The sequence below is a fragment of the Aquimarina aquimarini genome (assembly GCF_900299535.1).
Taxonomy (GTDB): Bacteria; Bacteroidota; Bacteroidia; order Flavobacteriales; family Flavobacteriaceae; genus Aquimarina; species Aquimarina aquimarini.
The window spans coordinates 63,675-88,400 of sequence record NZ_OMKE01000017.1; the positions used below are offsets into that span (position 1 = coordinate 63,675).

The window sequence follows — 24,726 nt, forward strand, 5'->3', positions numbered from 1 at the left end:
AAGCCTGTAAATAACACTATTGTTTCCAGGCTTATTTTTTTTTATTATCGTATTAGAGAAAAACTTCCTGAAAATACCCTTCTTTTTGTATCTAAACTAGTAGGGTCATCAAACTCAACCCTAAACCAGTACTCTGACGAAGGCATATTTCTTCCATTATAAGTACCATCCCATCCTGATCCTCCTGCTCGTAATTGTTTAAGTAATTTACCATATCTATCAAATATATAGATTTGAGCTGTGGATTGATCTTCAATATTTACAAGACTCCATCTATCATGAAAACCATCACCATTTGGTGTAAAATATTTAGGGTATCCTAACAATTCTATCAATTCAGAACGAATCTCTGGGGTACATCCAAATTTATTACGAATCGTTATCATATAATCTCCTGAACTTAAATTTGTGAAAATTGGAGAATCTTGATACTCTCCATCATTTAATTGATACTCATAGTCTGAAACATCTCCTATAGAAAACTCAGGAATTGCCGATATGGTATAACTATCAAAAAAAGCTTCTTCCCGCACCTCATAATTCACTTTATTCGGAGCCGCTGTAGGAATTAAAGTTATTTCATACTTTTCGCCCGTTTCTGGATTAATAGCATTGGTACAGGTGGGAATCATAGCAGACCCTCCTACTCGTGTTATTGACACCGTATAATTTTGTTCTTCAGTTAACTCTGTCACTACAAAAATAGCATCCTCCTTACCATCCCCATCTATATCTAGATTATCAGGAGTCCAATCATATATATATTTTTGCCCATCAATTTTTTCTAAATCCTCACCCAGTTCAACCGCATTTTGTGGTGTTCCATCTTGAAATACACATACACTCCTTTTACCTATAAAAGATTCATTATCCATAAAAAAAGGTAAAGGCGTTACCAATATATCAAATTGCGCAGGCACATCAGATACACAATCTAAAGCCGTATTCACTATCGAAGCGTATATCGTTTGCGGGTTATCTGTATTCTTAAAAGCCGAAATCTCAGATTCTGGGATAGGTTTTTCAGAATTATAATTCTCCTCATTGGCATAATACACAATCTTATAATCAAGATTGGGAGTTTCTGGAATATTTATATTATTTTTTGTTAAATCAAAAATCGAGACATCTTGATTCATCACAGAAGATGCACATTCTACAAGATCAGGAACACTTGCATTCACCAAAGGCCTATCCACAAACGTAATCTCAATCTCATCTGTTACCACATCTCCTTCTGTATCTTCTACCGATATTTGATACCTCCCAGAGGTAGTAACATTCAAAAAAGGAGTAGTCTCCCCTATTAGCATATCATACACTGATGTAGATTCATTAAAGATTGCCCACTCATAACTTACAGCACCATCAGTCGTACCATTGAGCGCTACCGTTTCTCCTTCACAAACTGTCTGATTTGGCCCTAACAACACTTCCAAGATTGAGCAATCTGTAACTCCTGTTCCTCCTGTTTTCTGAAAATTAATAAAACCTGGCAGTTGCGAAAAATTCGTTATCAGCACTAAATAATACTCACCTGCTTCTGCATTGGGTATTGTCATAAACTCAGTATAAGAAGAACTATAGCTACAACTTATTGTATTACTAAACGTGAGGTCTGAAGCGCAGGGTGTAACAGGGTTATCAAAGGGACCATAGCATATAAAGTCTACATCCAACTGGGTTCCTGTTCCATCCTCATTTTGTGTTTGCACAATAGTAAACTCCATTGTTCCTGAGTCTTTTATTCTCAAATAATACCAAGCAGGAAAAGGTTGCGATATTAAACAACCATAATCAGGACCTGATTCTGCTTCTACAGTACAATCAGAATTTAAACTATTGCAATTAGGAAAAACAATACCTGCAACACTACAGAAAGGATCTGCACCAGTATCTCCTATAGGATCAGAACAAACTGAACCTTGACCTATAGCAGGGTATGCTCCTAAAAAAACAATTAAAAATACTAATAAACGAAGTTCGTGGACACCTGTTTTTAATTCTGACTCGTAAAATATAAATTTCATTATCAAAACAATTAAAAAAGGGATAAAAAAGACCATAATTGGTCTAGTAAATTTAATAAATCCTTTGTATAAAAAAAACCTTTTAATTGATTAAAAGGTTTTTTTTATATTTTTATTAATAGAGAGAGAGTGCTAACGAATTAGCGAAAAATTACCTGCAAAAACTCTTCTTCGCATATTTGGATCTCTAGGCTCATTAAACTCAACTCTAAACCAATAATCAGATGAAGGCATATTTTTTCCATTATAGGTACCATCCCAACCTGGACCTCCTGCTCTCAATTGTTTAAGAAGCTTACCGTACCTATCAAAAATATAGATCAACGCATTAGGTTGCCCTTCTATATTAACAAGGCTCCAGGTATCATGAAAACCATCACCATTTGGTGTAAAATATTTGGGATATCCCAAGATCATAATTACGTCTGTTCTTTGTTCGCTATCTGGGCAATTTGCATACCGGGCGGTAATAAAATAATCTCCAGGAGGAACATCTGTAAATACTGCTGAGGATTGAAAAGGTCTATATTCTATAAAGCCATTGCCTATATCTCTATCTAGCCTATATTCAAAATCATTAAAGCCTGCAGCTACAACTTCTGGAGTTGCTTCTACAACCGCTGTTATTGTATAACTTCCTGCAAAAGATTCTTCTGCAATAGAATATCCTACCGACACCACTGACGAGGACACATCCAAAATCACTAAATCATCGGGAGATTCAGGCACTTCTGCACCTGTAGTATCAAAACCACTTAATCTATACACTCCTTCTGTATTGGCTTCCAGAAAAGGAAACATACCTTCAGGATCAGGAATATCAACAAAATTAGTTGTTCCAACCTCTGCTCTTGCCCATCTAAAAGATACTGCACCTGGAATACTAGGTGGGTCCCCAGGAAATCGCCCTTCTATAGTAACAGGGAAATCACCACAAGTAGCTATATCTCTACCAACACCTGGCTCGAGTATACTACAATCTGTAGTTCCTGCTCCTGGTTCATCCAAATTTGTTTGTTGCAATTGTATAACACCAGATTCATTAGCAAAATTGGTAATTAAAATCATATAATACTCACCTGATTGAGCTTCAGGTATAGTTAATGTCTCAATAAAAATATCATCATCTGGAGTCCTAGCATAGCTACAATCTATAATATTTGTATTATCCTGATTTTCTATATAATATAATGGATCATCTACATTGTTCACACATTCTGCTGGGCGTATATTATCACCATCTCCATTATTATCACATCCTTGGGATAAAACATCACAATTCAAAAACGAAGTAGTAAAAGGCCCCCAAGCAACAAAATCCACATCTAATTGTCTTTCTCCTCTATCCAAGCGACTATCTTCATCACCATCCACCCATTGCTGGATATCAAAAACCAAACGTCCTGGTTGATCTATACGAATAAAATACCAAGCTGGATTTGGGGTTGTATTCAGACATCCTATTTCACCTAATCCATCCATATCACCAATTGTATTAGGAAAAGTTAATTCCTGAGAAGCATCAGAACAAAAAGGGCGAGCAATCCTACATGCTACATCAAAATCCTGAGCAGATAGAATAGTACTCTTAAATATAAAAAGTAGTAAAATTTTAGGTAATATTTTTGCCATTCTCATAACATTTAAACTTTATTTTCTATTTGTTATAGTTCAATTTGGGACTTAAATATACATAACTTCTATAATAAACCTAATATAGGCAATTGTTTAACATAGCTTTTACTGAGTGAATCAACAAAATTGTATCTTTGCAGACTTATAATCTGAATGGTATCTATGTAATTACCATTTAAATTACAAAAAACAATAAAGTAAGAAGTTATTAGAACATGTCCTATAGATTATATAACTTCATCATACTTTATAAAAGTTTTGATTAAATAATAAAATTTTGAAGTGTGAAAATAGATAAGGCCCTTGAAGCAATTGAAGCGTTAGGTGATAATCATATAGCTACTAGCGCTACTACTCCTCTTAGAGAAGATGCCTTTAAACTTAGTGATGCAGAAAAAATTGCTTTGATTAAAGAAGATGTAAAACATATTATGGAAACCTTAGGATTAGATCTAAGCGATGATAGTCTTAGTGGAACCCCTCAACGTGTTGCAAAAATGTTTGTAAATGAGATTTTTTCGGGGCTTCACCCTGATAAAAAACCAAAAGCTTCTACATTCAAAAACCATTATAAATATGGGGAAATGTTGGTAGAAAAAAACATTACTGTATATTCAACCTGTGAACACCATTTACTACCTATTGTTGGTCGAGCTCATGTAGCCTATATTTCTAATGGTACTGTTGTGGGATTATCAAAAATGAACCGTATCGTAGATTATTACGCAAAGCGCCCGCAGGTACAAGAACGTTTGACAATGCAAATTGTGCAAGATCTACAAACTGTACTTGGTACAAAAGACGTAGCCTGTGTAATGGATGCTAAGCATCTATGTGTAAACTCAAGAGGAATACGAGACATAGAAAGTAGTACTGTTACTAGTGAATTTGGTGGTAAGTTTAAAGAAGAATCTGTAAAAAGAGAATTTTTGGATTACATCAAGCTTGACACTACTTTTTAATTTTTTTCAATAAAATTCATAAGCATCAATTTATATTATGGCAGCAACTTCGTTGTATACAAATCAAGAATTAAAGATTTACAACTCCATTTCAGGGCAAAAAGAAACATTCATACCTATTACAGAAGGTAATATTGGCATGTATGTATGTGGTCCAACAGTATATAGTAATGTTCATTTAGGAAACTGCCGTACCTTTATTTCTTTTGACTTAATTTTCAGGTACTTAAAACATTTGGAATACAAAGTTCGCTATGTACGAAATATTACTGATGCTGGGCATCTTGAAAATGATGCTGATGAAGGTGAAGACAAAGTGGCAAAGAAAGCACGATTGGAGCAATTAGAACCTATGGAAATTGTGCAACGATATACATTGGATTTTCATCATGTAATGTCAAAATTTAATACTATTCCACCTAGTATTGAACCTACTGCAACTGGTCATATTGTAGAACAAATTGAAACCATTAAAACAATTATTGATAATGGTTATGCTTATGAAGCTAATGGCTCTGTATATTTTGATGTAGAAAAATTCAATAAAGATTATCATTACGGAAAATTAAGTGGTAGGAATCTCGAAGATATGATTGCAAATACTCGAGAACTATCTGCACAAAGTGATAAGAAAATCCCACAAGATTTTGCCCTTTGGAAAAAAGCAGAACCTCAACACATTATGAGGTGGCCATCTCCGTGGAGTGATGGTTTCCCAGGGTGGCATTTAGAATGTACCGTTATGAGTACCAAATATCTCGGGGAACATTTTGATATTCATGGAGGAGGAATGGATCTAAAATTCCCTCATCATGAATGTGAAATTGCACAAGGAGAAGCTGCATGCGGACATGAACCTGTAAACTATTGGATGCATGCCAATATGCTTACTCTTAATGGTAAAAAAATGTCTAAATCAACGGGTAATACAATATCACCAGGAGAGTTATTCTCTGGTAATAATGATTTTCTAGACAAACCTTTTGACCCGACAATTGTACGATTTTTTATGCTTCAGGCACATTATAGAAGTATTCTGGATTTCTCTAATGATGCATTAGAAGCGTCAGAAAAAGGATTTTACAGACTAATAGACGCTATACAATCTTTAAATAATCTATCAATTAGTACAGATACTAATGGATTTAACATTCAATCTTGGAGACAAGAATGTTATGATGCAATGAATGATGATTTTAATAGCCCTATTTTGATTGCTAAATTGTTTGATGCTGTTAAGTTTGTCAATACTATTAAAGAGCAAAAAAATACAATCTCTGCTCCTGATCTCGAATTACTAAAGCAAACAATGCATAATTTTGTTTTTGATGTTCTTGGATTAGTTAATATAAACGAAAGCTCTTCTGACATCAGCGATAAACTTACTGGTACTGTTGAGTTATTAATTAATTTACGAGCAGAAGCAAGAGCGAACAAAGATTTTGCTACAAGTGATAAAATTAGAGATCAATTATTAGAAATGGGGATCCAACTTAAAGATGGTAGAGATGGAACAAGTTTTTCATTAAACTAAATTATTTTGGGTTTAAAAGCAAACATAAAACAAATTCTGATATTCCCTTTTGTCATCTTGGTAAAGTTATATCAGAATTTGATTTCTCCTTTGACTCCTGCTACATGCAGGTACCAACCTACATGTTCTCATTATACAATTGAAGCATTACAGAAACATGGAATATTAAAAGGAGGATGGCTTTCTATAAAACGTATTTTTAGTTGTCATCCGTGGGGAGGGAGTGGTTATGATCCTGTACCCGAAATTGATAATGAATCTATAAAAAAATAAATCAACAGGTGGTTTTATAGCTATACTATTAATAACACATATGCTTGCTATTTGATTACCTATACAACAATTCAAATTTGTTGTATAAATACCTATATTTAACTTTCAAAAAAATAAAACTCATACATGATACTATCTAAAATTATATGGAACCCAGTTGAAGGAATCGACCTTGGCTTTTTTGTTATTCGTTTCTATAGCCTAATGTTTGTTATTGCTTTTTCTCTAGGATGGTATTTGATGAAAAAAATCTATATCCGAGAAAATATTTCTATGGAGAAGCTAGATTCTATCTTTATCTATGCAGTTATCGCCACTTTATTAGGTGCTCGCTTAGGGCATGTTTTCTTTTATGATTGGGGGTATTATAAAAACAACTTGTTAGAAATTCTTTTGCCGTTTAGATTCAAGCCAGAGTTTGAATTTATTGGATTTCAAGGACTAGCAAGTCATGGAGCTGCTATAGGAATTATTATTGCTATGTATTACTACTCAAAAAATGTAATCCAAAAACATATATTATGGGTATTAGATAGAATTGTTATCCCTGTAGCTTTTGGAGGAATATTTGTTCGCCTTGGTAATTTTTTTAACTCTGAAATCATTGGTGAAGAATCAGGAGATTCTCTTTTTGGTGTAAAATTTGTTCGAGAAGCTATCAGTAAATCTCAAGCAGTAAAAGAAACAGGAATAAAACATGTAAATAATGCATATGCGGCTATTGTCGAGAATCCAAAATTTTCTGGTTTGTTAGATGCTGTTCCCTATAGACACCCTGCTCAATTGTATGAGGCATTCGGGTATATTTTTGTAGCTATTATTTTATGGTTTATTTATTGGAAAACTAATAAAAGAAATCAAAGAGGATTTCTTTTTGGAGTATTCCTTATTTTATTATGGACCGTGAGATTTCTTGTAGAATTTGTTAAGAAAAGTCAAGGTGGGTTTGAGGACGCACTTGGTGAATCTTTATCTACAGGACAATGGTTGAGTGTGCCATTTATCATTGCGGGTATCTATTTTATAATACGATCAAAGAATAAAATATCTGAATAAAAAAGTAGACCTTACAGTATTTACTCAACAGTAATTGAAGTAATAATTGGTTTTAAAAAAAGGTAGTAAAAATAAAAATCCGATACGTTGTATCGGATTTTTTATTTAAAATATTTCGTTGGATTCTTTTAGTTTCTCTGTATTGGCCACCAATTGAAGTTCGTCTATTATTTTCTGAATATCTCCATCAATAATATTACCTAAATCATATAATGTCAAACCGATACGGTGATCTGTTACACGACCTTGCGGGTAATTATATGTTCTAATTTTTGCAGATCGATCTCCAGAAGACACCATACTCTTACGTTTCTCAGAATCTGCTGCTTGTTTCTTTTCTAGTTCCATATCATATAATCGAGAGCGCAGTACTTTTAATGCTTTTTCAAGATTTTTATGTGATGATTTTTGATCCTGGCAGCTTACAATCATCCCTGTTGGTTCATGGTGCAATTTAATGGCAGAATATGTTGTATTCACAGATTGTCCTCCTGGGCCTGTAGAGGTTGTTCTTTCTATTCTTACTTCTGTCATATCTAGTTCTACATCAAATTCTTCGGCTTCTGGCAATACCATTACTGTAGCTGCACTGGTATGCACACGCCCTTGGGTTTCTGTTTGAGGAACACGTTGCACTCGGTGCACACCTGCTTCAAATTTTAAAATACCATATACATCTTCGCCATTGACCTCAAAAATAATCTCTTTATATCCTCCACTTGTACCTTCATTAAGATCAACAACACTTGTACTCCATCCTCTGCCTTCACAATATTTGGTATACATTCTGAATAAATCTCCTGCAAAAATACTTGCTTCATCTCCTCCTGTTCCTGCACGAATTTCTACCACACAGTTTTTAGCATCTTCAGGATCCTTTGGCACTAGCATGAATCGAACTTTTTCTTCTAAACTAGGCAACTCTTCTTTGGCTTCTTCCAACTGCATTTTTGCCATCTCTACCATTTCAGCGTCACTACCATCTGCAATAATCTCTTCTGCCTCTTTTAGATTATTGGTAAGCTCTATATAAATATCACGCACATCCATCAGTGCTTTAAGATCTTTATATTCTTTATTAAGTTGTATATATTTTTTTTGATCTGCAATGATATCTGGTTGAATGATTAAATCAGTCACTTCGTCAAATCTTTGCTTTACAATATTTAATTTATCAATCATAGTAAATATTTCCTATCTGTAGAAGATACAAAAGTACGCTTTTTTACCCAAAACCCATACTAACATTAATTATCTATCATTCATATCTTTACCACAAATCATTTTTTTTATAATAAACAAAAGCCTTTTGGATATTATATCCAAAAGGCTTTTTATTTAATGATTTATATTCTTTTATCGTTGTACTGTTAGTGTAAAGTATATTTCATACTCTACTCCATTATCTTCTACGAGCACATACCCTGTGCGATTACTAAAAACTTGAAAATAACCACTTATTTCTCCTGTTAAAACTGAGGTTGGATAGGTAAAAAAGCTTCCTATCTCCTGTTCTGGACTTGACCCTAATAAAACTATTTTTTTAATCGTATAGCTTGCTATATTCTCATTAAAAGCAACCCTAACTTGTCTTGGAAATACTGCACTAGTATCACTGTATAGTGTTGCTTCTGAAACATTCAAAGTGGGATGCTGATTTGGAGGAAGTTTAACGGTTACATCTACTCCTGTATCTATCCAACCAAAAGCTTCTACATTTCCTTTATAGCGTATGCGGTACGTTCCTGGCTTGATACTTCTATGAATACCAAATCGCATTTCTGTAGTATTTACATAATTTGTATAAGAAGTAGTTGTATTAAAAACTACATCTCCTCTTCCATTTATTAATTCTATTTGAACTCTAGAAAAAGAAATATAATCAAAATACAAATTCTGACCTGTCAATGTTATCGATGTACTATTAACAAATAATTCATTCTCTCTAATTCCTGTTACAACAGGTGCTTCTCCTTTTGTTATTGTAATTGAATTTCCTTCATTATTAAGAAAATCATAAACTGTCTTTACTCCGTCTAATTCAATTACAAATTCATGTCCTGTACCTGCAATTGCAATATCGGTCATCAAATCTGGCATTTGCAAAGAAAAACTATCTGAATTATTACTCATCGTTTTTCTTATTAATGGATACTCTACTCCATTTTTTCTGAGGTAAAAATTATGGTCAGCATATCTTGATTTATCAATGATAGCTGATACCGAGAATATTTGATCTGGTATCAATAACTCTCTAACTGGGTTACTTGCTCCTAATGCATATACAGAGTTTACTTGTCTGAATTTTGGAGTTCCTTTATCTAAAACAAAATTACTACTTACATCAAAATTATCATGCTCTATAAACACTTCTACTTTATAATAATCATTAATATATTCATCAGGAAGTTGAACAGTTATCGTCTTTTGATCAACATCTATAGAATTAACCAACAATCCATAAGAGCGTTCATCATTTTTGATATTAACTTTGATACTATCTTTATGAGGGTTAATTTCATTTACATTAAAGGTAACAAGAGCTCCTTTTTCTTTACCACTAAACGTATCCTCTATATCTGATGGCAAACTTAATTGAGGCAGTACTAGTTCTACAAAAACTAAATATTCTTGTTTAGAACCATCATCTGCTGTTACAATGTGTTTAACTGGATTTGTAAAATCCAACGTTTCTCCTGATGCAGGAACAATAGTTGCTTTATCATCAATAACAATAACTGTTTCTAAGGCTTCTATCGGACTTGCATAAGGTACATAATGAATGATCGTATCTTGATCTTCTTTTACTTTATTAATTAAATCATATCTGGAACTTCCAGGCGCTAGATTATTAAAAGAATGATAATATATATTTGTATCAGAATTTTCTTTGGTAATCACAGCATAATACTCTTTACTGGTATTATCTTCTGCTGTTACTTCAAAAATAAGGGAATATGTAAAGTCTAATGTAATTCCTGATGCTGGATTAATAGTCGCTTTTTCAGAAATTTCTATCACAGGAGTAAGATTGGTAATATCTGCACCTGAAGGGAATTTATAAATAATTGAATCATTCCTTAATGTCGCTTTATGCTCCTCTCCTTCAACAACAAACTTAACAGATAAGATTTCTTTTTCACTGCTTCTTGATTCATTACCAGAACCTCCATTTGGTTGTGCATCATCTCCACTAGAACAAGAAATGATCGTTCCTAACAAAAGAAACATTACAATTATTTTTTTCATTTTTTGGGTTTAAAATTCGCGCAAAAGTAATAAATATCAATTAATTACAATTATACCGTACCAAAAGTATGTCAAAACCTTGTCCTCTATCTTCAAGTCTAAAAAAACTGATCCTTATACTAAAAACAAACCTTCAAGAAGTGTACCTCTTGAAGGTTCTGATATTCGCAACACAATACCCTTGCACCTCCCAAAACAGAATTAGATCGTATATAAAGCGAGATAAATCAATGTACTCCTTCCATTAATTTTTTTATAATTGGTGAAATTAGTATTGCTATTATCCCTATCCAGATTGTGATGACTCCAAAATTAGCATATACTGATACATAAGAATATAACTGCTGAAAAGCTTCTGCATTACTTCCTTCTACTACTGTATTTGACAACCCAGTAATAGCCTCGCTTATAATTCCAAAAACACCTTCTGAAAAAGTACTAACTTCTCCTTCTTTTACGGTTGTAAGTTTTGCTATTTTACCAGCAAAGAAATGACCATAGAAATTAGCAGAAAACCACACCCCCATAATAAACGTAACATATTTTACTGGTGACAATTCTGTGATTTTTGAAAGCCCGATGGGAGATAAAAACAATTCTCCTATAGTTAATATAAAATACCCAAAAACCAGATAAAACATAGGGGTTTTTGCATATTGATCTACTTCGTTTGCAGACATCCCAAAAACTAAAAACCCTAATCCCAGAAATAACATTCCCAAGCCAAACTTAACAGCTGAGTTGGGATTTGCTTTTTTCTTACTCAAAAACGTCCATAACACTGCAAAAGGAACGGCCAGCAAAACTATCCATATAGAGTTTATACTATTGGTTTGGGCAGCATTGATCCCGATAAGATTTACATTTCTATCTGCAAATAATGTAAGTGAACTACCTGCTTGCTCAAATACAGCTGCAAATAAGGCATACAGTGTGGTAAAGTATACTGCAACCAGTAATCTTTTTCGTTCCTTGATTGATACTTGGGTTAAAATGTAAGTTATATATCCTATCAAAAACAAAGAGGCTACCCATACCAAATAGTGTTCAAATTCATTAAACCGCACTATCAATGCAAACACAGGAACCGATAGCCATGCAGATAAACTTACCAAGTCACCCTTATTGAGCCCATATATTCTCTTTTGATAACTTTTTAAATCTGGCACCAATCCTTTATTACCAAAAACATGTAATTGCGTTCCTCTTTTAAATACTAGCAACCCTACCAACATTCCTATACCAGCTAACAAAAATCCATAATGCCATCCATATAACTCTGCCAGCCATGCACACATCAAAGGAGCTATTGCTCCTCCTAGATTAATCCCCAAATAGAAAATTGTAAATCCAGAATCTCTTCTTTTATCTCCTTCTCTATACAATGACCCAACCATAGTAGAGATATTAGGTTTAAAAAAACCATTTCCCACAATTATTAATGCCAAGGAACCATAAAAAAATACAGGAGTTTCAATGGTAAGGAAAAAATGTCCTGCTGCCATTAAAATCCCACCTAGAAAAATAGATTTTCTATACCCCATATACTTATCGGCTATAATTCCTCCAATCATAGGTGTCACATAAACCAATGACATATAGGCGGCCATTACACCAAATGATTTATCATCAGAATACAAAAGATGTTTGGTCATATAGAGTACTAAAAGTGCTTTCATCCCATAAAATGAAAAACGCTCCCATAGTTCTGCAAAAAATAAATATAGTAATCCTTTTGGGTGTCCAAATAATTCCTGTTGGTTTGTAACAGCTTGATCTGAATTCATGTAATGTGTTTAAATTTATAGTAAACACAAAGCATCAATTCTTTACTTAAAATTAAAAATGAAGTACTAAAAAATACCTATTTATACCAACTTGTGCCTCCCGCACATCTAGTTACAAATAGTTACAAACTCAGTTTTTACGAGGTTTTATTGAATTCTTCTAATAGAATAGGGTCTATGGTAATATTTTCTGGAATAACTCTGAGCCTGTATTTTCCCTGCCCCATAAAGGTGAATAAATCTTTTCTTTCTAGTCGTGATATTGATGGTAATTGAAGTATCGTATTCATATTTTCTATAATACGACTCAGATATGTTTGACTCTTTATCTCTCCGCCCGAGCTCACCAATAGGTACTGTCCTTCTCCCTTCTCACATTTACGTCTAACTGCAAATTTAAGCAAGTTTTTATACTGGGTAGTTTTTGAACCAAAGTCTATGGTTTTATCATAAATTTCTTTTGAAGGAATTGTAATCTTCACTAATGACCAATCCAAAAATTTAATAGTCATCTCACTTGGTCTAGGGGTAAGGGCTAGCTGAATGACCCAACTGGTTGCCAACACCAAGAATATCGAAATAAATGTGGTTTTGGCAATAATCTTTATCAAATTACCATACATCACATCATTCATCACCACAAAAACATCTGGTGTTTGTGATACTAACATGAGTAAAAAGGCTAGTACAGATATTACAGCAACTAGCTTCAATCCACGATTCATAAATGTTTTATAAAAAGATACCATAAACAGGTAGGTTAAAAAACAAGAGAGTATCAAATCAGGTACACTACTTATTCTAATTCCGTTTATCACAGGACTATCCTTATAGTTTTGTATCAAAACAAATGTCATTATAGAGATTACAATAACCAAAACAGTGAGGATAATTGTATTTTTTTTATTCTTATACAAGAATCGAGGTGCAAAATCAAAATAGAATAATGCCAATAGTAAAACCAGCGTATTTATTACTGAAAAAAAGCTATACCCGATATCATAAATAATCATGGTGTCAAAAGCAAAAAGGTGCCCCAGATAAATCCATGTTCCAGAAAACACCCAAATAAAAAGAGAGATGCTTAGATACAATAAGCCTTTATCTATCCTTTTTTGTGAATCATCTTCTTCTAAAAATTGTTTGAATCGCTTTCTAATATTATACCATATTGCTAATAATAATATTCCTCCGATCAATGAGATACATATATGTGCAAGACTATAAAATTTGGTAATATCGGACATGAGTTTGTGTCTTATTATATTGGAGCAATTTACATATATCTTCAAAAACAAACACCTTCTTATTTTGAAATCTTCCTGAGCTCTCTACCAAGCCTATATTCTTTTTTTTAGCACGAAACACTTTGATACAATACTCCTTGTAGTAGTTTTTTGTTTCCTTGTATATAAAAACCAATTCCTCGCGCTCTTAATATGTTTCCTCCTTGCAGGGAAGACTCAAAGTAGTATGGGGAGCGATAAAAAAGGTACTGGAAACACCTGTCTCACCACGGGGAACAATATAAATACTGTGGGGACAGGCAATATAACTACGAGGAAAGGTGAAAAACGTGCGGGGATGCTGCTCCCTCTATATTTATCGTTTTCTGTACACTGTATATCCCTAATATTTTAAGACCGTAGTGTTCTCCTAAGGTGTTATAAAGTGTAAATATTTAACACAATATAATTCTCTCGTATTTTGTAATGTCAATCAAAAATTACAATTGAGATATACCTATTTTATAATGAAGACCTTAAAAAATAATTATTCCTTCCTTACAATATATGTAACCGAGCGATCATAATCATACCTTTCATGCTTAACATCAAGTAAATAGGTATTTGTATTTGGGATGTTTCTTGAAGTTATTTTTTGAGCGAGCACATATTCCGCAAAAATTTTGAATTGAGTAGTCTCATTATTTACACTAAATTCATAATATTGATATCCTTTGGGGTAGAACGTTCCTGGTACGAAATGATTTCCCCCAGAACTACCATTTGCAGTTACAGCTTTATCTTTAATAATTAACTCTTTGCCATCGCCTATTATAAACCTATCTCTCTGTCTACATTGATCAAATTTATGAAGCAGCTCATAAGGCCTCTTCCTATTTCCAATATTCTCATCCCAAAGAGGAGTAGGTATTTCTTCTATTATAAATTCATTTTGAGGATATGTTAGCAAATACTTACCTCCAATATCTCTAACACACTCTAGATTTGTTAAAACCTGTTTATTAAATTCGTCTGCTGCTTTATGATAACTTATAGAATCTATTTTACGACTTATCTCATAATGCAAACTATCTGGAAACTTATTTAATGCATAGGCTCCTTTTTCTTTAAGCTCCTTCTCTAGGTTATCTTTATATAGTTTACCATGAAATGGATGAGTGGGTATTTTCTGTGGTTCAGATTTTAGGTTATTATATTTAACCACATTTCTATTTTCATCTTCAAGATAAAAGTTCCCATTTTTTGCGATAAAATAATCTCCATGTCTAGGAATAGAATCAATCCTATTTAATTCATCATCCATCTCCATAATATATTGCCCTGTAGCACCATCATCATAAAAAAAATTAACCGCAGCGAATAGTGTAGCGTTATTAGAGCTATACATATCATACATTTTCATTTTGAGAGGCTTAATCGTTATTTCAGGGTTTGAACTTTCTGGAAACACCGCCATATTAGGAAACTTATCATCTTCGGTTTTTGTATACCCACAACTAATGATGATAGCAGTAATTGCAAAAAAAATGGTGACTTTTATTATTCTCATAATTTTTTGTCTTTTATTTATTTTTTCAAATATCTTCTATTTCCATTAATATGAAAACATTAAAACAATTTTCGTACAGAAACAGTTATTATTTAATGGCATAGATTATATATTCGTATAGATTTGGTTGAATATTTACCGAATCTATACGTTAAAATGATGCTATATGGTGATTATGAATATGCAAAAAATAGGTTTTGGTGGTGGATGTCATTGGTGTACTGAAGCTGTTTTTGATTCATTAAAGGGAGTCATACAAGTAAAACAAGGATACATACGAGGCCATAAGGAAAATGATTATTTTTCTGAGGCTGTTCTTGTGTATTTTGATCCTAAAATTATTCTTATCAATGATCTTATAGCCATACACCTACATACTCACAATAGCACATCTGATCATAGTTTTAGAAAAAAATACAGAAGTGCTGTGTATTATCATAATGAATCTGAACACAATCTTATAAAAACTATTCTTAACGGGCTTCAAAAAGATTTTAAGGATCAAATAATCACTCAACCTGTACTTTTTCAAGAGTTCACATCTTCCAGGTCCCAACTTCTTAATTATTATTCTAATAACCCAGAAAAACCTTTTTGTAAAAAGTATATTGATCCTAAATTAAAGTTGCTAAAAGAAAAATATTCTAAAATTACAAAGTAGACTACTAATCTATAGTTTCTTCTTCTACTTCTACCTCTTCTATCTCTATTCCATCATCGTTTAATGGTTTCCCCTTGGTATCGATCATTACTTTTTCGCCTTTTAGTTTTACTTCTGCCTGACCATTCTTAAAATCTCTTGCATAATTAAATTGGGCTGGGATCACTTCTTCTCCTTTATTATTGATATAGCCATAGGTATAAGCATTTTGCGCATATACAGCTAGTCCTTCATAAAAATTATTAAGGCCATAATACTTAGGAGGCAATATTACTTTGCCTGTAAAGTCGAGTACTCCGTATTTATCATTTTCTTTAAAAGTTGCATACCCCTCATTAAATCTAGATATAAACTGATATTTTGGAGCCACTATTTCTTTTCCTGACACATCATATAGTCCATATTTTTGTTCTTTTATTACTGTAATAATGCTGCCATTGTCATGTTTTGAAGAATAATGCTTTATTCTATCAAAAATAATCGGGATTACTACATTATTTTCTTTATCGATGTATCCATACTTTCCTTCTTTTTTTACACTTGCAATTCCTCTGGAAAATTTAGATACTTTATCATAAATAAACGGGATTACTTCTTTTCCATTTTCATCGATAAAACCTCCTTTACCATTCTTCACCGCGGGAGTTATGTCAAATAAGAATTCTCCTATATAATCATACTTAAAAGAAGAAAGCTCTTTTATACGTACTGCATCAAACAATGTGTATTTACCATTATTTTTAATCGAAAATATTTTTTTACCAGGGATCATTGCTACATAATCATAGGGACCTCCAATTAGTTTTTCTTTATATAGATCAAACAAAAACTCTTTCCTCTCTTTTCTTACCACTATAATCCCCTGATATGCATTTTGGTAGGTGTGAATTGGGCTATATTCTGGTTTTAGGATTAGAGTTCCTTCTGAACTATAAATCCCATATTTACCTTCTCTATTTTTTACTACGAAAAAGTATTTTCCTTGATCTCTAAAATAAGATACCTTTTTATAGATTGTTGGTATAATTTCTGTTTCTTTTTGGCCTACAATTCCTTGTAATCCTTCTTTTTCTACTTTATAAAATTCATTAGGTTCAATGACCTTTACCGTCTTATCATAACTATTAGATATTAGTATATTTGCAAGTGTATCTACCACTCCGTACTTTTGATCACTACTAAAGCTACTTAACCAACCTTTATACCTATCAAATCTAGGTGCATGATCAAAAATAAAATCGCTTTGCAATTCTCCTTTAGAATTAATAAAGGAGTATTTACCATCTTTTTTTACTGGAACATGTTTTTTACTCCCATATTCTACCTTATCAAAAATAAAGGGCTGTATGTTCTTACCCTCATAATCCAACAATCCCCATTTTCCTTCTTTTTTTGCAACCAAAAGTCCTATTTTATTTTGCAATAATAGGTCTTCATATAACGTGGTATTAATTGTTTTTCCTTGGGCATTAATCAATTTCCAAGTGGTTTTGCTTTTAACACCTATAAGATTTTCATTAAAGATTTTAACTTCTTCGAATTTTTCTGAGGAAACCAAACCAAAATCTGTGTTAAAAACAGTCCATTTTGAACCTTGACTTATCATATAAATCCCATGTTGAAAACTTAGATGACTTGCATTAAAGGTTTTAATTTTTTTTCCTTCAATAGTAAAAACATCATACCCTTTTCTATTCTTTTTTTCTGCAATGATCCTATCATTATTCAATGAGATAAATTCATATTGTAAAGGTATGATCAACTTTCCTGTTTTTGAAAGTACTCCTTCAAAGTCGTCTATGGTTACAATTCGAATTAGTCCATTTTCTAAAAAAATTGTATCTCTAAGCGTATATTCTGAAATTATCTTTCCATTTTCATCAAAAAAAACAGATTTTTCACCTTTTCGTCCATCAAAAATCGTATTATCATCATTGTTTCTCACATAATCAAACTCTATCGGTACTATGATTTGAAAAGTATCTGAAACTACTCCTGATTTTCCTGCATTTTCTACAAAAATTTTATTATCATCTCTCCATGTTTTTGCTTTATCAAAAGCTACAGTAGATCTCTTATTTATACGTATGTTATAGATATAATTTTTCTGATGTCTTTCTAAAAAAAGAACATTTTTATTGGATATGTAATATCTGTCATATATAGGTTGTTCTATAATTTTGCCTTCAAAATCTTTTATTCCATAGAAGCCATTTTCAAAATAGATATATTCATCATCAAACACAGTCAAGAAGTTTGGTAACTGGTCTTTGATGGTATACTTAACCTTTCCTTGTTTATCGATAACAAAAATTCCCTTTTTGTTTTGTACTACAGTTGTATTCCCTTTAAACTTCTCTGTTCTAGCATATTTAAACGAGATTACCTCTTTTCCTTCTGTATTTACAAAACCCCATAAATTATTCTTTTTTACCTGCGCTAATCCTTGAGAAAATGGTCGCACAGCATCATAAATTACAGGAACAACTTCGACTCCTTCCTTATTAACAAAACCTTCTTTATGATTTTTGTTTTCTACTCTTGCAAAGCCATTTTCTAATGTAGAAACAAATAGGTATTTCTTTGTAAGTTCGTTTTTAATACTCTCTTCAAAATTGTTTTCATCTATGGTTTGAGCATAAGAGTTACAAAACATTAAGAAACACAATATCTTACCAAAAAAAATAATCTTAGCAATTCTCATTTGTACAAAGTATATATCTTATTAATATTCAAACACTCCAAACTCACTATTTATGGTAAGTTTTTTATTATCAGAAGCTTCTACGCGACCTACTATCTGAGCATCTACATTAAAGCTTTTAGAAATTGAGATTATATCTTCTGCTATTTCTGGAGAGACGTATAGCTCCATACGGTGTCCCATATTGAATACTTGGTACATTTCTTTCCAGTCTGTTCCAGAGTTTTCCTGAATTAATTTAAATAAAGGCGGAACATCAAATAAATTATCTTTTACGATATGTAGATTGTCTATAAAATGTAGAATCTTGGTTTGTGCACCACCACTACAGTGTACCATTCCATGTATCGATTTACTATCGTATTGTGATAGTATCTTTTTGATTATAGGTGCATAGGTTCTTGTTGGTGATAATACTAGTTTACCCGCATCTATAGGAGAGTCAGTAACAGCATCGGTTATATTTGTTTTCCCAGAATATACCAGATCAGCAGGAACTGATGGATCAAAGCTTTCTGGGTATTTTTCTGCTAGGGTTTTATTGAATACATCGTGACGGGCAGAGGTCAACCCATTACTTCCCATTCCTCCATTATATTCTTTTTCATAACTAGCTTGACCAAAAGAAGCTAATCCTACAATAACATCTCCTGGTTTTATATTTGCATTATCAATAACGTCTTTACGCTTCATACGAGCAGTTACAGTAGAATCTACAATAATTGTTCGTACTAAATCTCCAACATCGGCAGTTTCTCCTCCAGTAGAATGAATCTCTACTCCAAAATTTTTAAGCTCGGTAAGTAATTCTTCGGTTCCATTTATAATTGCCGAAATTACCTCTCCTGGAATTAGGTTTTTGTTTCTTCCTATGGTAGAAGAAAGCATAATATTATCTGTCGCTCCTACACACAAAAGGTCATCAATATTCATGATTAGTGCATCTTGTGCTATTCCTTTCCATACAGAAACATCACCTGTTTCTTTCCAGTACATATATGCCAAAGAGGATTTGGTTCCAGCCCCGTCTGCATGCATGATAAGACAATATTCTTCATCACTGGTAAGGTAATCAGGAACAATTTTACAAAAGGCCTTTGGAAACAATCCTTTATCTATATTCTTAATAGCACTATGTACATCTTCTTTTGATGCAGAAACCCCACGTTGCGCATAGCGTTTACTTACTTCTTCGCTCATGATATTGAAAATTAGAGCGCAAAGATAATTTAATTAATTACGAATTGCGAATTACGTTGTATGAATTATACTTCTAAATTTTACATCTAAAAATTACAAAACAAGACTACACTCTTTGGATAATATATCTCTTGATTATCACTCCCAATCTGGCATAGATGCTTTTGTTAACAGAACGGTTCGTCCATCTAAATCTAGAATAGATACTGTTTCTATAATTCTTTCTGAAATACCATCATTAGAGGTATTTACATAGACCACACTAGCTTCATTGGGAGAAAATCTAGCATCTAAATCATTGGTTCCTGCGGTTTTATCTGTAGACAAATCTGTACTTGTAGTAGTTCCAAAATCATAGATAAACATATGGGTATCTAATTGCCTATAGTTTGCATTTTCTGATCCTGATATATCATGACTATACAGCAATTTGGTTCCATCTACAGATAAATTAATACTTCCTACAGCTCCAGAAACACCTGTAAGCACAACATCTTGTACTGTTCCTACCTCATCAATAGTAAAAACCTGCACTGCATACCCATCTAAATTATTGGTTTTTAACACAATAATTCCTGTGCTTTCATTTTTATCAACTTCTGTTATCAGATCTCCTGTAGTTTGATAAATTAGGCTCAAGCCACTTCCATCTATATTTATGCTATATAATTTATTTTGATTAGGAAACAATAGTTTTGCTCCATTGCCATCCCAAGAAAAATCTATCTCTTCAAGATTAAACCCTGAGACGCCAACTGTAGAGGTTACTTGTTTTACATCTGAACCATCTTCATTCATCACAAACAAATGGATTTGCGAGCCAACAGATTGTAAAAATGCAATTTTACCATTTGCTGTATTTCTTCTGGGTCTAAAGCTATTTTTTGAGATTGCAGTAAGTGCTATTTCTGTACCTCCACTCTCATCTGCAGAATAAATCACACTATTACCATCAACTAATCTGGTATAAATAATTCTATTATTGGGTGCTGGCTCTGTCTCAAAAGCAAAAACTGTACTATTTACTGGTTCATTAATATCATCATCTGTACTTACTTGCCAAAAGTATTTTGTACTATATGATAATCCTGAAATAGTATATGTTGTGTCTGTAATATTTTCAAATACTTCTTCTATAGTATTATCTTCATTTCTTAAACTTATTTTATAAGTCAGTGCATCATCATCAGGATCACTACCACTCCAAACTAATTTTATTTCTACTGGTTGATCTACAGCATTATCTATTGGTGTTGATAATATTGCTGCAGCAGGGGCACGATTGGTTGCTGTTGCTATATCCATTTCTAACACAACTTCTAATTCACTATTAGCAATCACAGTAATCCCCTCAAAAATAGCTAACAAGCCTTCTTTTTGTGCAGATAAGGAGTATTCTCCCGAGGGAACGTCATTTAATTGATATACTCCATCTTTATCTGTAAATACTGTACTTGAAGAGGGGTTTGTTGAAATTTTCACATTCTCTATAGGTTCATTGGTTCCTACTTTTACTACTTTTCCTTTTACAGCTCCCAAACCTTCTAAATCAATAGTGTCTTCACTACATGAAACGGTAATTAAAATTACAAAGACAGCTATTATTTTTATGATTAATTCTTTCATCTGTTTTTTTGTATTGTTTTCTTGCACTAAATAGAGTTAACTATTGATTATTTTTGATTGTATTTTTTCTTACATTTCTATTCCTCTTCTTCAACTTATACAACTCTTGAGTTTCCTTTTTTTCTTGTTGTCTATTTTTTTTATCTGTTTTCATCTTGCTGCTCCCAAAATACCAATTAACTCCTAATGAAAAATTAAAGTATTGATCGTCTCTTTTTCCTTGAACGACTCCATCTAGTTCATCACTAAGCACTAGATTATGTACAGCATTTACAGAAACACCTACTTTATCTGATATCAAATACTCTATTCCTGCTCCATATTGCAACTTAAATAAAGTAGTATCAAAATCATCATTATTAACTACTCCAATTCCTCCATACATAAAAGGCGATAGTTTTTCAAATGGCAACAAACTCAATTCTGTGTTAAGCTCAAATGCATTGAATCCTTGTGAGAATGAATTTTGATTGGTGAGTTCAAATTTATGCGCGCTTACATTCACATTTAGATATGGGTTAAAATACCATCTTGCTCCTATTTCTGCTGCATAGGTGTGTTCTGGTTTGTTAAGATCACCACTCATCAATGCTGTTCCGCCTTTTATAAAAACAGATGCTTTGGATCTTCTTTCTTTAAAATACCTATCATATAATGCTGTATTTTGCGCTTCTTCTTTTTCTTCATTATACTTTTCTACTAGTGCATCTATTTCTTTGGTTTCTGCATTAACAGCCCATAATCTATCTTCAACTCCTTCTACAATTAATGATTCTACAGCTTTTTCTATTGCTTCTGACACGGCCATTTGTGCAGGTTCATTTTTTGTAAAACCTGTTTCTGCCTCCAGTAATCTTTTAAATCGTACATATCTAAAGAAATTTGCATCCAAAGCTTGTGACAATATAGTTTTGGAGACATATACTGTTTTCAATATTTTACCACTAGAGGTTGAAACAGCTCTTAAATAAATTGTTATTCTATCTTGTCTATATTGAGTAGAACCTCCTACTCCAAAATACCTTGCTCCCAATCCTCCTGTAATAATATTAGAATCATAAGAAACAATTCCTCCTTCTAGAATAATCCCAGCATACAATAAGGGGGGTAATTCTGGCTCATTTGTTTTTTTGTTCTTCCTGTATTCTTTTCTGGTAGAGCGTATAATATTACGTTCATTAAGTAAATTACTCAAGTTCTCTCTCTCTATAGGTACAAACCACTTAGAGTCTTCTAATGCTTTGATCAAAATTGTAGTAGCTCCTTGAGTGACTGCTGTACTAAATGTACTTCCTGCTTCTGTTGGTTTGTACTGCCCTGTCTGATCTCTGAATTTATAAACTCCCACTACAACGGGGTCTACAGGTGGCGGGAAATCTCTTAAGGTTTTTGTTACTTCTGTATCTTCACCAATTCTAGCGCTTTCTATAGTAATAGGTTGATTAAAATAGGCGCCACATCCAGATAATAAAATTGCACAAGATATTGCTGTAAATATTCTATAAAACTTATGATGCATTAAAAAATTAATTAGGAATTATTACTTGGGACTGATCTCCTGTATTTGTATCTAAAATATTAATTACCAATCCTTCTCCTGATGGAAAAATTTCTACGAATAGTGTTCCAAAACTAAAGGTTCCTTCTGTGAGTCCATCTTCTCCAAATTGTTCGGTAAACAAAGTCCTTGATATTTGATTTAACAACTGGCTATTTAAATTCTCCGTAAACCTCTCTATGTCTGATCTTTGATCTCTAGATGAGTCACTGCCATCTGTAAATTCATTCTGAGCTTCTGCAGAACTAAGAAGCCATTGATAGTTAAATGTATCTCCTCCAAAAGCTGGGTTGACTGGCTTATACACCAAGTTTTGCCCAAAAGAAAAACTGGTAATGGAGCACATAACAAAAAATGTAATTATAACTGATTTCATATATTAATTTAATACTGAAAGATATCGTTCTTCTGTTTTTTTAAGTCTTTGAAATATTTATATACTTTTCTTATCGAAATTTTTGACATGTGTTCTAAATATTCTAAATCTGGTTTTCCTATAAATTCGTGAATAACATTATCTTCTATTTTTACCTGAATAATTGTACTACGCCCAAAGCTTAGTTTTTCATAAACCCCTACGACTTTACTTCCGTTTATTTGATTATTTGAATACATATTGAAAAAGAATTCATAAAAGTCTCTTCCAGGTTTAGTTTTTGTTTCTTCTATAACTATCCCTTTTAATTCTATACCATCTTCTATTGAACGTTCTTGTAATTGGCTAGTTGCTCCTTCATTAAAGACCAACCTATCTTTACCTATAATTTTATCTTCTTCATAGATTAATAAAAGTACTACTATTTTACTCTTCTCATCTACATTTATCACTCCTTTAGAGAGTTCTTTTCCTTCATTGGCTTCTAATGTAAACCTTCCTTCTTGTTTATTTTTGGATATATTATTAGCTACATCTGTCTTAAAAACAGAAACGGTATATTTTAGACTTTTATTAACTTCTGTGGTATTTGTAGCTGTTGCTACAACGGCAATGACATCTCCAATAGTTTGCGTTTTGATCTTGGCAACTACATCAGTATTTGTATACTGTGCAGTTACTATTTGGAAAAAAAATAGTGCAAGTATGACTAATTTAAATTTCATACTAAATATGCCTTGGTAATTAAAAACTTCTAACTATTATCGTTCTGGCATCACCAGACATTTTAAACTTCAAATTTTTAGATAATTCATTACTACCAAATCGTTCAAAAATAAGGTCATTCCCTTCTTGAAGAAGTTCTAGTTTTGTAGCTATACTAGGATTAAAAGAAAAATCTATTACAGAATTATTAGTTCCTGTTTGAGAAATTACTTTTTCTATTGATCTAGCAGACTCATTGATATCTATTTTATTGTGATCTCCTTTTTGAATTATATTAATATTTGAAGATTCTGCAACAACACTAGAAAACACTCTATTATTTGCTCCGATTTGTTGAATAAAAATTGCGTTATCCCTCATAGTAACTGATGATGCATTCCTATCACTTACTTGAGACAATACATCATTGACTTGAGATATTGCAATAAACTTATCTTGATTAGTAGTCAAAAGTTGTCCTTCTTCTTTTACCTCTTGTGCATGAATAGCAAAAAAGGAGGAAAAAGAAAAAAACATCACTAACTGTATAATAATGATTTTATTCATTTTTAAG

19 protein-coding genes are annotated in these 24,726 nt (G+C 32.5%); 5 read left to right on the forward strand and 14 right to left on the reverse strand.

Going from position 1 to position 24,726, the window contains the following annotated elements; all coding sequences use genetic code 11:
- Positions 1 to 44: 44 nt before the first annotated feature.
- Together DG508_RS09720 and DG508_RS09725 are read right to left on the reverse strand one after the other, a co-directional pair.
- Positions 45 to 2,030, reverse strand: coding sequence for a T9SS type B sorting domain-containing protein (locus tag DG508_RS09720; RefSeq protein ID WP_159090784.1), 1,986 nt, complete (start codon positions 2,028 to 2,030; stop codon positions 45 to 47).
- 132 nt (positions 2,031 to 2,162) lie between these two features.
- Positions 2,163 to 3,662: a T9SS type B sorting domain-containing protein gene (locus tag DG508_RS09725; protein WP_159090785.1), complete on the reverse strand. Its 1,500-nt coding sequence runs from the start codon at positions 3,660 to 3,662 to the stop codon at positions 2,163 to 2,165.
- Between the two features lie 287 nt (positions 3,663 to 3,949).
- On the opposite strand from DG508_RS09725, the gene folE reads away from it, so the two are divergent.
- The 4 genes from folE to lgt all read left to right on the forward strand — a co-directional run bounded on the left by folE (position 3,950) and on the right by lgt (position 7,490).
- Complete coding sequence (gene folE / locus DG508_RS09730; RefSeq protein ID WP_108867956.1) at positions 3,950 to 4,627, forward strand: GTP cyclohydrolase I FolE; 678 nt, start codon at positions 3,950 to 3,952, stop codon at positions 4,625 to 4,627.
- Between the two features lie 37 nt (positions 4,628 to 4,664).
- On the forward strand, positions 4,665 to 6,161 hold the full coding sequence (cysS, locus tag DG508_RS09735) for a cysteine--tRNA ligase (RefSeq protein WP_108867957.1): 1,497 nt from the start codon (positions 4,665 to 4,667) through the stop codon (positions 6,159 to 6,161).
- 24 nt (positions 6,162 to 6,185) lie between these two features.
- A complete protein-coding gene (gene yidD, locus DG508_RS09740) occupies positions 6,186 to 6,434 on the forward strand; it encodes a membrane protein insertion efficiency factor YidD (RefSeq protein WP_108867981.1) in 249 nt (82 codons plus the stop codon).
- 126 nt (positions 6,435 to 6,560) lie between these two features.
- Positions 6,561 to 7,490 carry a prolipoprotein diacylglyceryl transferase gene (gene lgt, locus DG508_RS09745; protein WP_108867958.1) on the forward strand — a complete coding sequence of 310 codons (930 nt, stop codon included), beginning with the start codon at positions 6,561 to 6,563 and terminating at the stop codon, positions 7,488 to 7,490.
- A gap of 105 nt (positions 7,491 to 7,595) precedes the next feature.
- Here lgt and prfA read toward each other — a convergent pair whose 3' ends face one another.
- From prfA to DG508_RS09770, 5 genes are all read right to left on the reverse strand, one after another.
- Complete coding sequence (gene prfA, locus DG508_RS09750; protein ID WP_108867959.1) at positions 7,596 to 8,672, reverse strand: peptide chain release factor 1; 1,077 nt, start codon at positions 8,670 to 8,672, stop codon at positions 7,596 to 7,598.
- 174 nt (positions 8,673 to 8,846) lie between these two features.
- Positions 8,847 to 10,739, reverse strand: coding sequence for a DUF5018 domain-containing protein (locus DG508_RS09755; RefSeq protein WP_108867960.1), 1,893 nt, complete (start codon positions 10,737 to 10,739; stop codon positions 8,847 to 8,849).
- 227 nt (positions 10,740 to 10,966) lie between these two features.
- Complete coding sequence (locus tag DG508_RS09760; protein WP_108867961.1) at positions 10,967 to 12,526, reverse strand: peptide MFS transporter; 1,560 nt, start codon at positions 12,524 to 12,526, stop codon at positions 10,967 to 10,969.
- 137 nt (positions 12,527 to 12,663) lie between these two features.
- Positions 12,664 to 13,773: a hypothetical protein gene (locus tag DG508_RS09765; RefSeq protein ID WP_108867962.1), complete on the reverse strand. Its 1,110-nt coding sequence runs from the start codon at positions 13,771 to 13,773 to the stop codon at positions 12,664 to 12,666.
- Positions 13,774 to 14,299: 526 nt separating this feature from the next.
- A complete protein-coding gene (locus DG508_RS09770) occupies positions 14,300 to 15,322 on the reverse strand; it encodes a hypothetical protein (protein WP_108867963.1) in 1,023 nt (340 codons plus the stop codon).
- Between the two features lie 175 nt (positions 15,323 to 15,497).
- Between DG508_RS09770 and DG508_RS09775 the strand changes: the two genes are divergently transcribed.
- The gene (locus DG508_RS09775; RefSeq protein ID WP_108867982.1) at positions 15,498 to 15,983 is read left to right on the forward strand and encodes a peptide-methionine (S)-S-oxide reductase; all 486 of its coding nucleotides are present in this window, start codon (positions 15,498 to 15,500) and stop codon (positions 15,981 to 15,983) included.
- Positions 15,984 to 15,987: 4 nt separating this feature from the next.
- Here the strand turns inward: DG508_RS09775 and DG508_RS09780 are convergent, their stop codons facing one another.
- The 7 genes from DG508_RS09780 to DG508_RS09810 form a co-directional block, all read right to left on the reverse strand.
- Positions 15,988 to 18,639 (reverse strand): WG repeat-containing protein, encoded by a 2,652-nt coding sequence (locus DG508_RS09780; RefSeq protein WP_234418210.1) that lies wholly within the window; start codon positions 18,637 to 18,639, stop codon positions 15,988 to 15,990.
- Positions 18,640 to 18,708: 69 nt separating this feature from the next.
- Complete coding sequence (locus DG508_RS09785) at positions 18,709 to 19,887, reverse strand: AIR synthase related protein (RefSeq protein ID WP_108867965.1); 1,179 nt, start codon at positions 19,885 to 19,887, stop codon at positions 18,709 to 18,711.
- A 138-nt stretch (positions 19,888 to 20,025) separates the two neighbouring features.
- Complete coding sequence (locus DG508_RS09790) at positions 20,026 to 21,513, reverse strand: carboxypeptidase regulatory-like domain-containing protein (RefSeq protein ID WP_108867966.1); 1,488 nt, start codon at positions 21,511 to 21,513, stop codon at positions 20,026 to 20,028.
- A gap of 40 nt (positions 21,514 to 21,553) precedes the next feature.
- Positions 21,554 to 23,032 (reverse strand): CsgG/HfaB family protein, encoded by a 1,479-nt coding sequence (locus DG508_RS09795; RefSeq protein ID WP_108867967.1) that lies wholly within the window; start codon positions 23,030 to 23,032, stop codon positions 21,554 to 21,556.
- Positions 23,033 to 23,039: 7 nt separating this feature from the next.
- A complete protein-coding gene (locus tag DG508_RS09800) occupies positions 23,040 to 23,447 on the reverse strand; it encodes a curli production assembly/transport component CsgF (protein ID WP_108867968.1) in 408 nt (135 codons plus the stop codon).
- An 8-nt stretch (positions 23,448 to 23,455) separates the two neighbouring features.
- Entirely contained in the window at positions 23,456 to 24,172 is a 717-nt protein-coding gene (locus DG508_RS09805) for a CsgE family curli-type amyloid fiber assembly protein (RefSeq protein ID WP_108867969.1), read from the reverse strand.
- A gap of 19 nt (positions 24,173 to 24,191) precedes the next feature.
- The gene (locus DG508_RS09810; RefSeq protein WP_159090786.1) at positions 24,192 to 24,719 is read right to left on the reverse strand and encodes a hypothetical protein; all 528 of its coding nucleotides are present in this window, start codon (positions 24,717 to 24,719) and stop codon (positions 24,192 to 24,194) included.
- Positions 24,720 to 24,726: the final 7 nt, after the last annotated feature.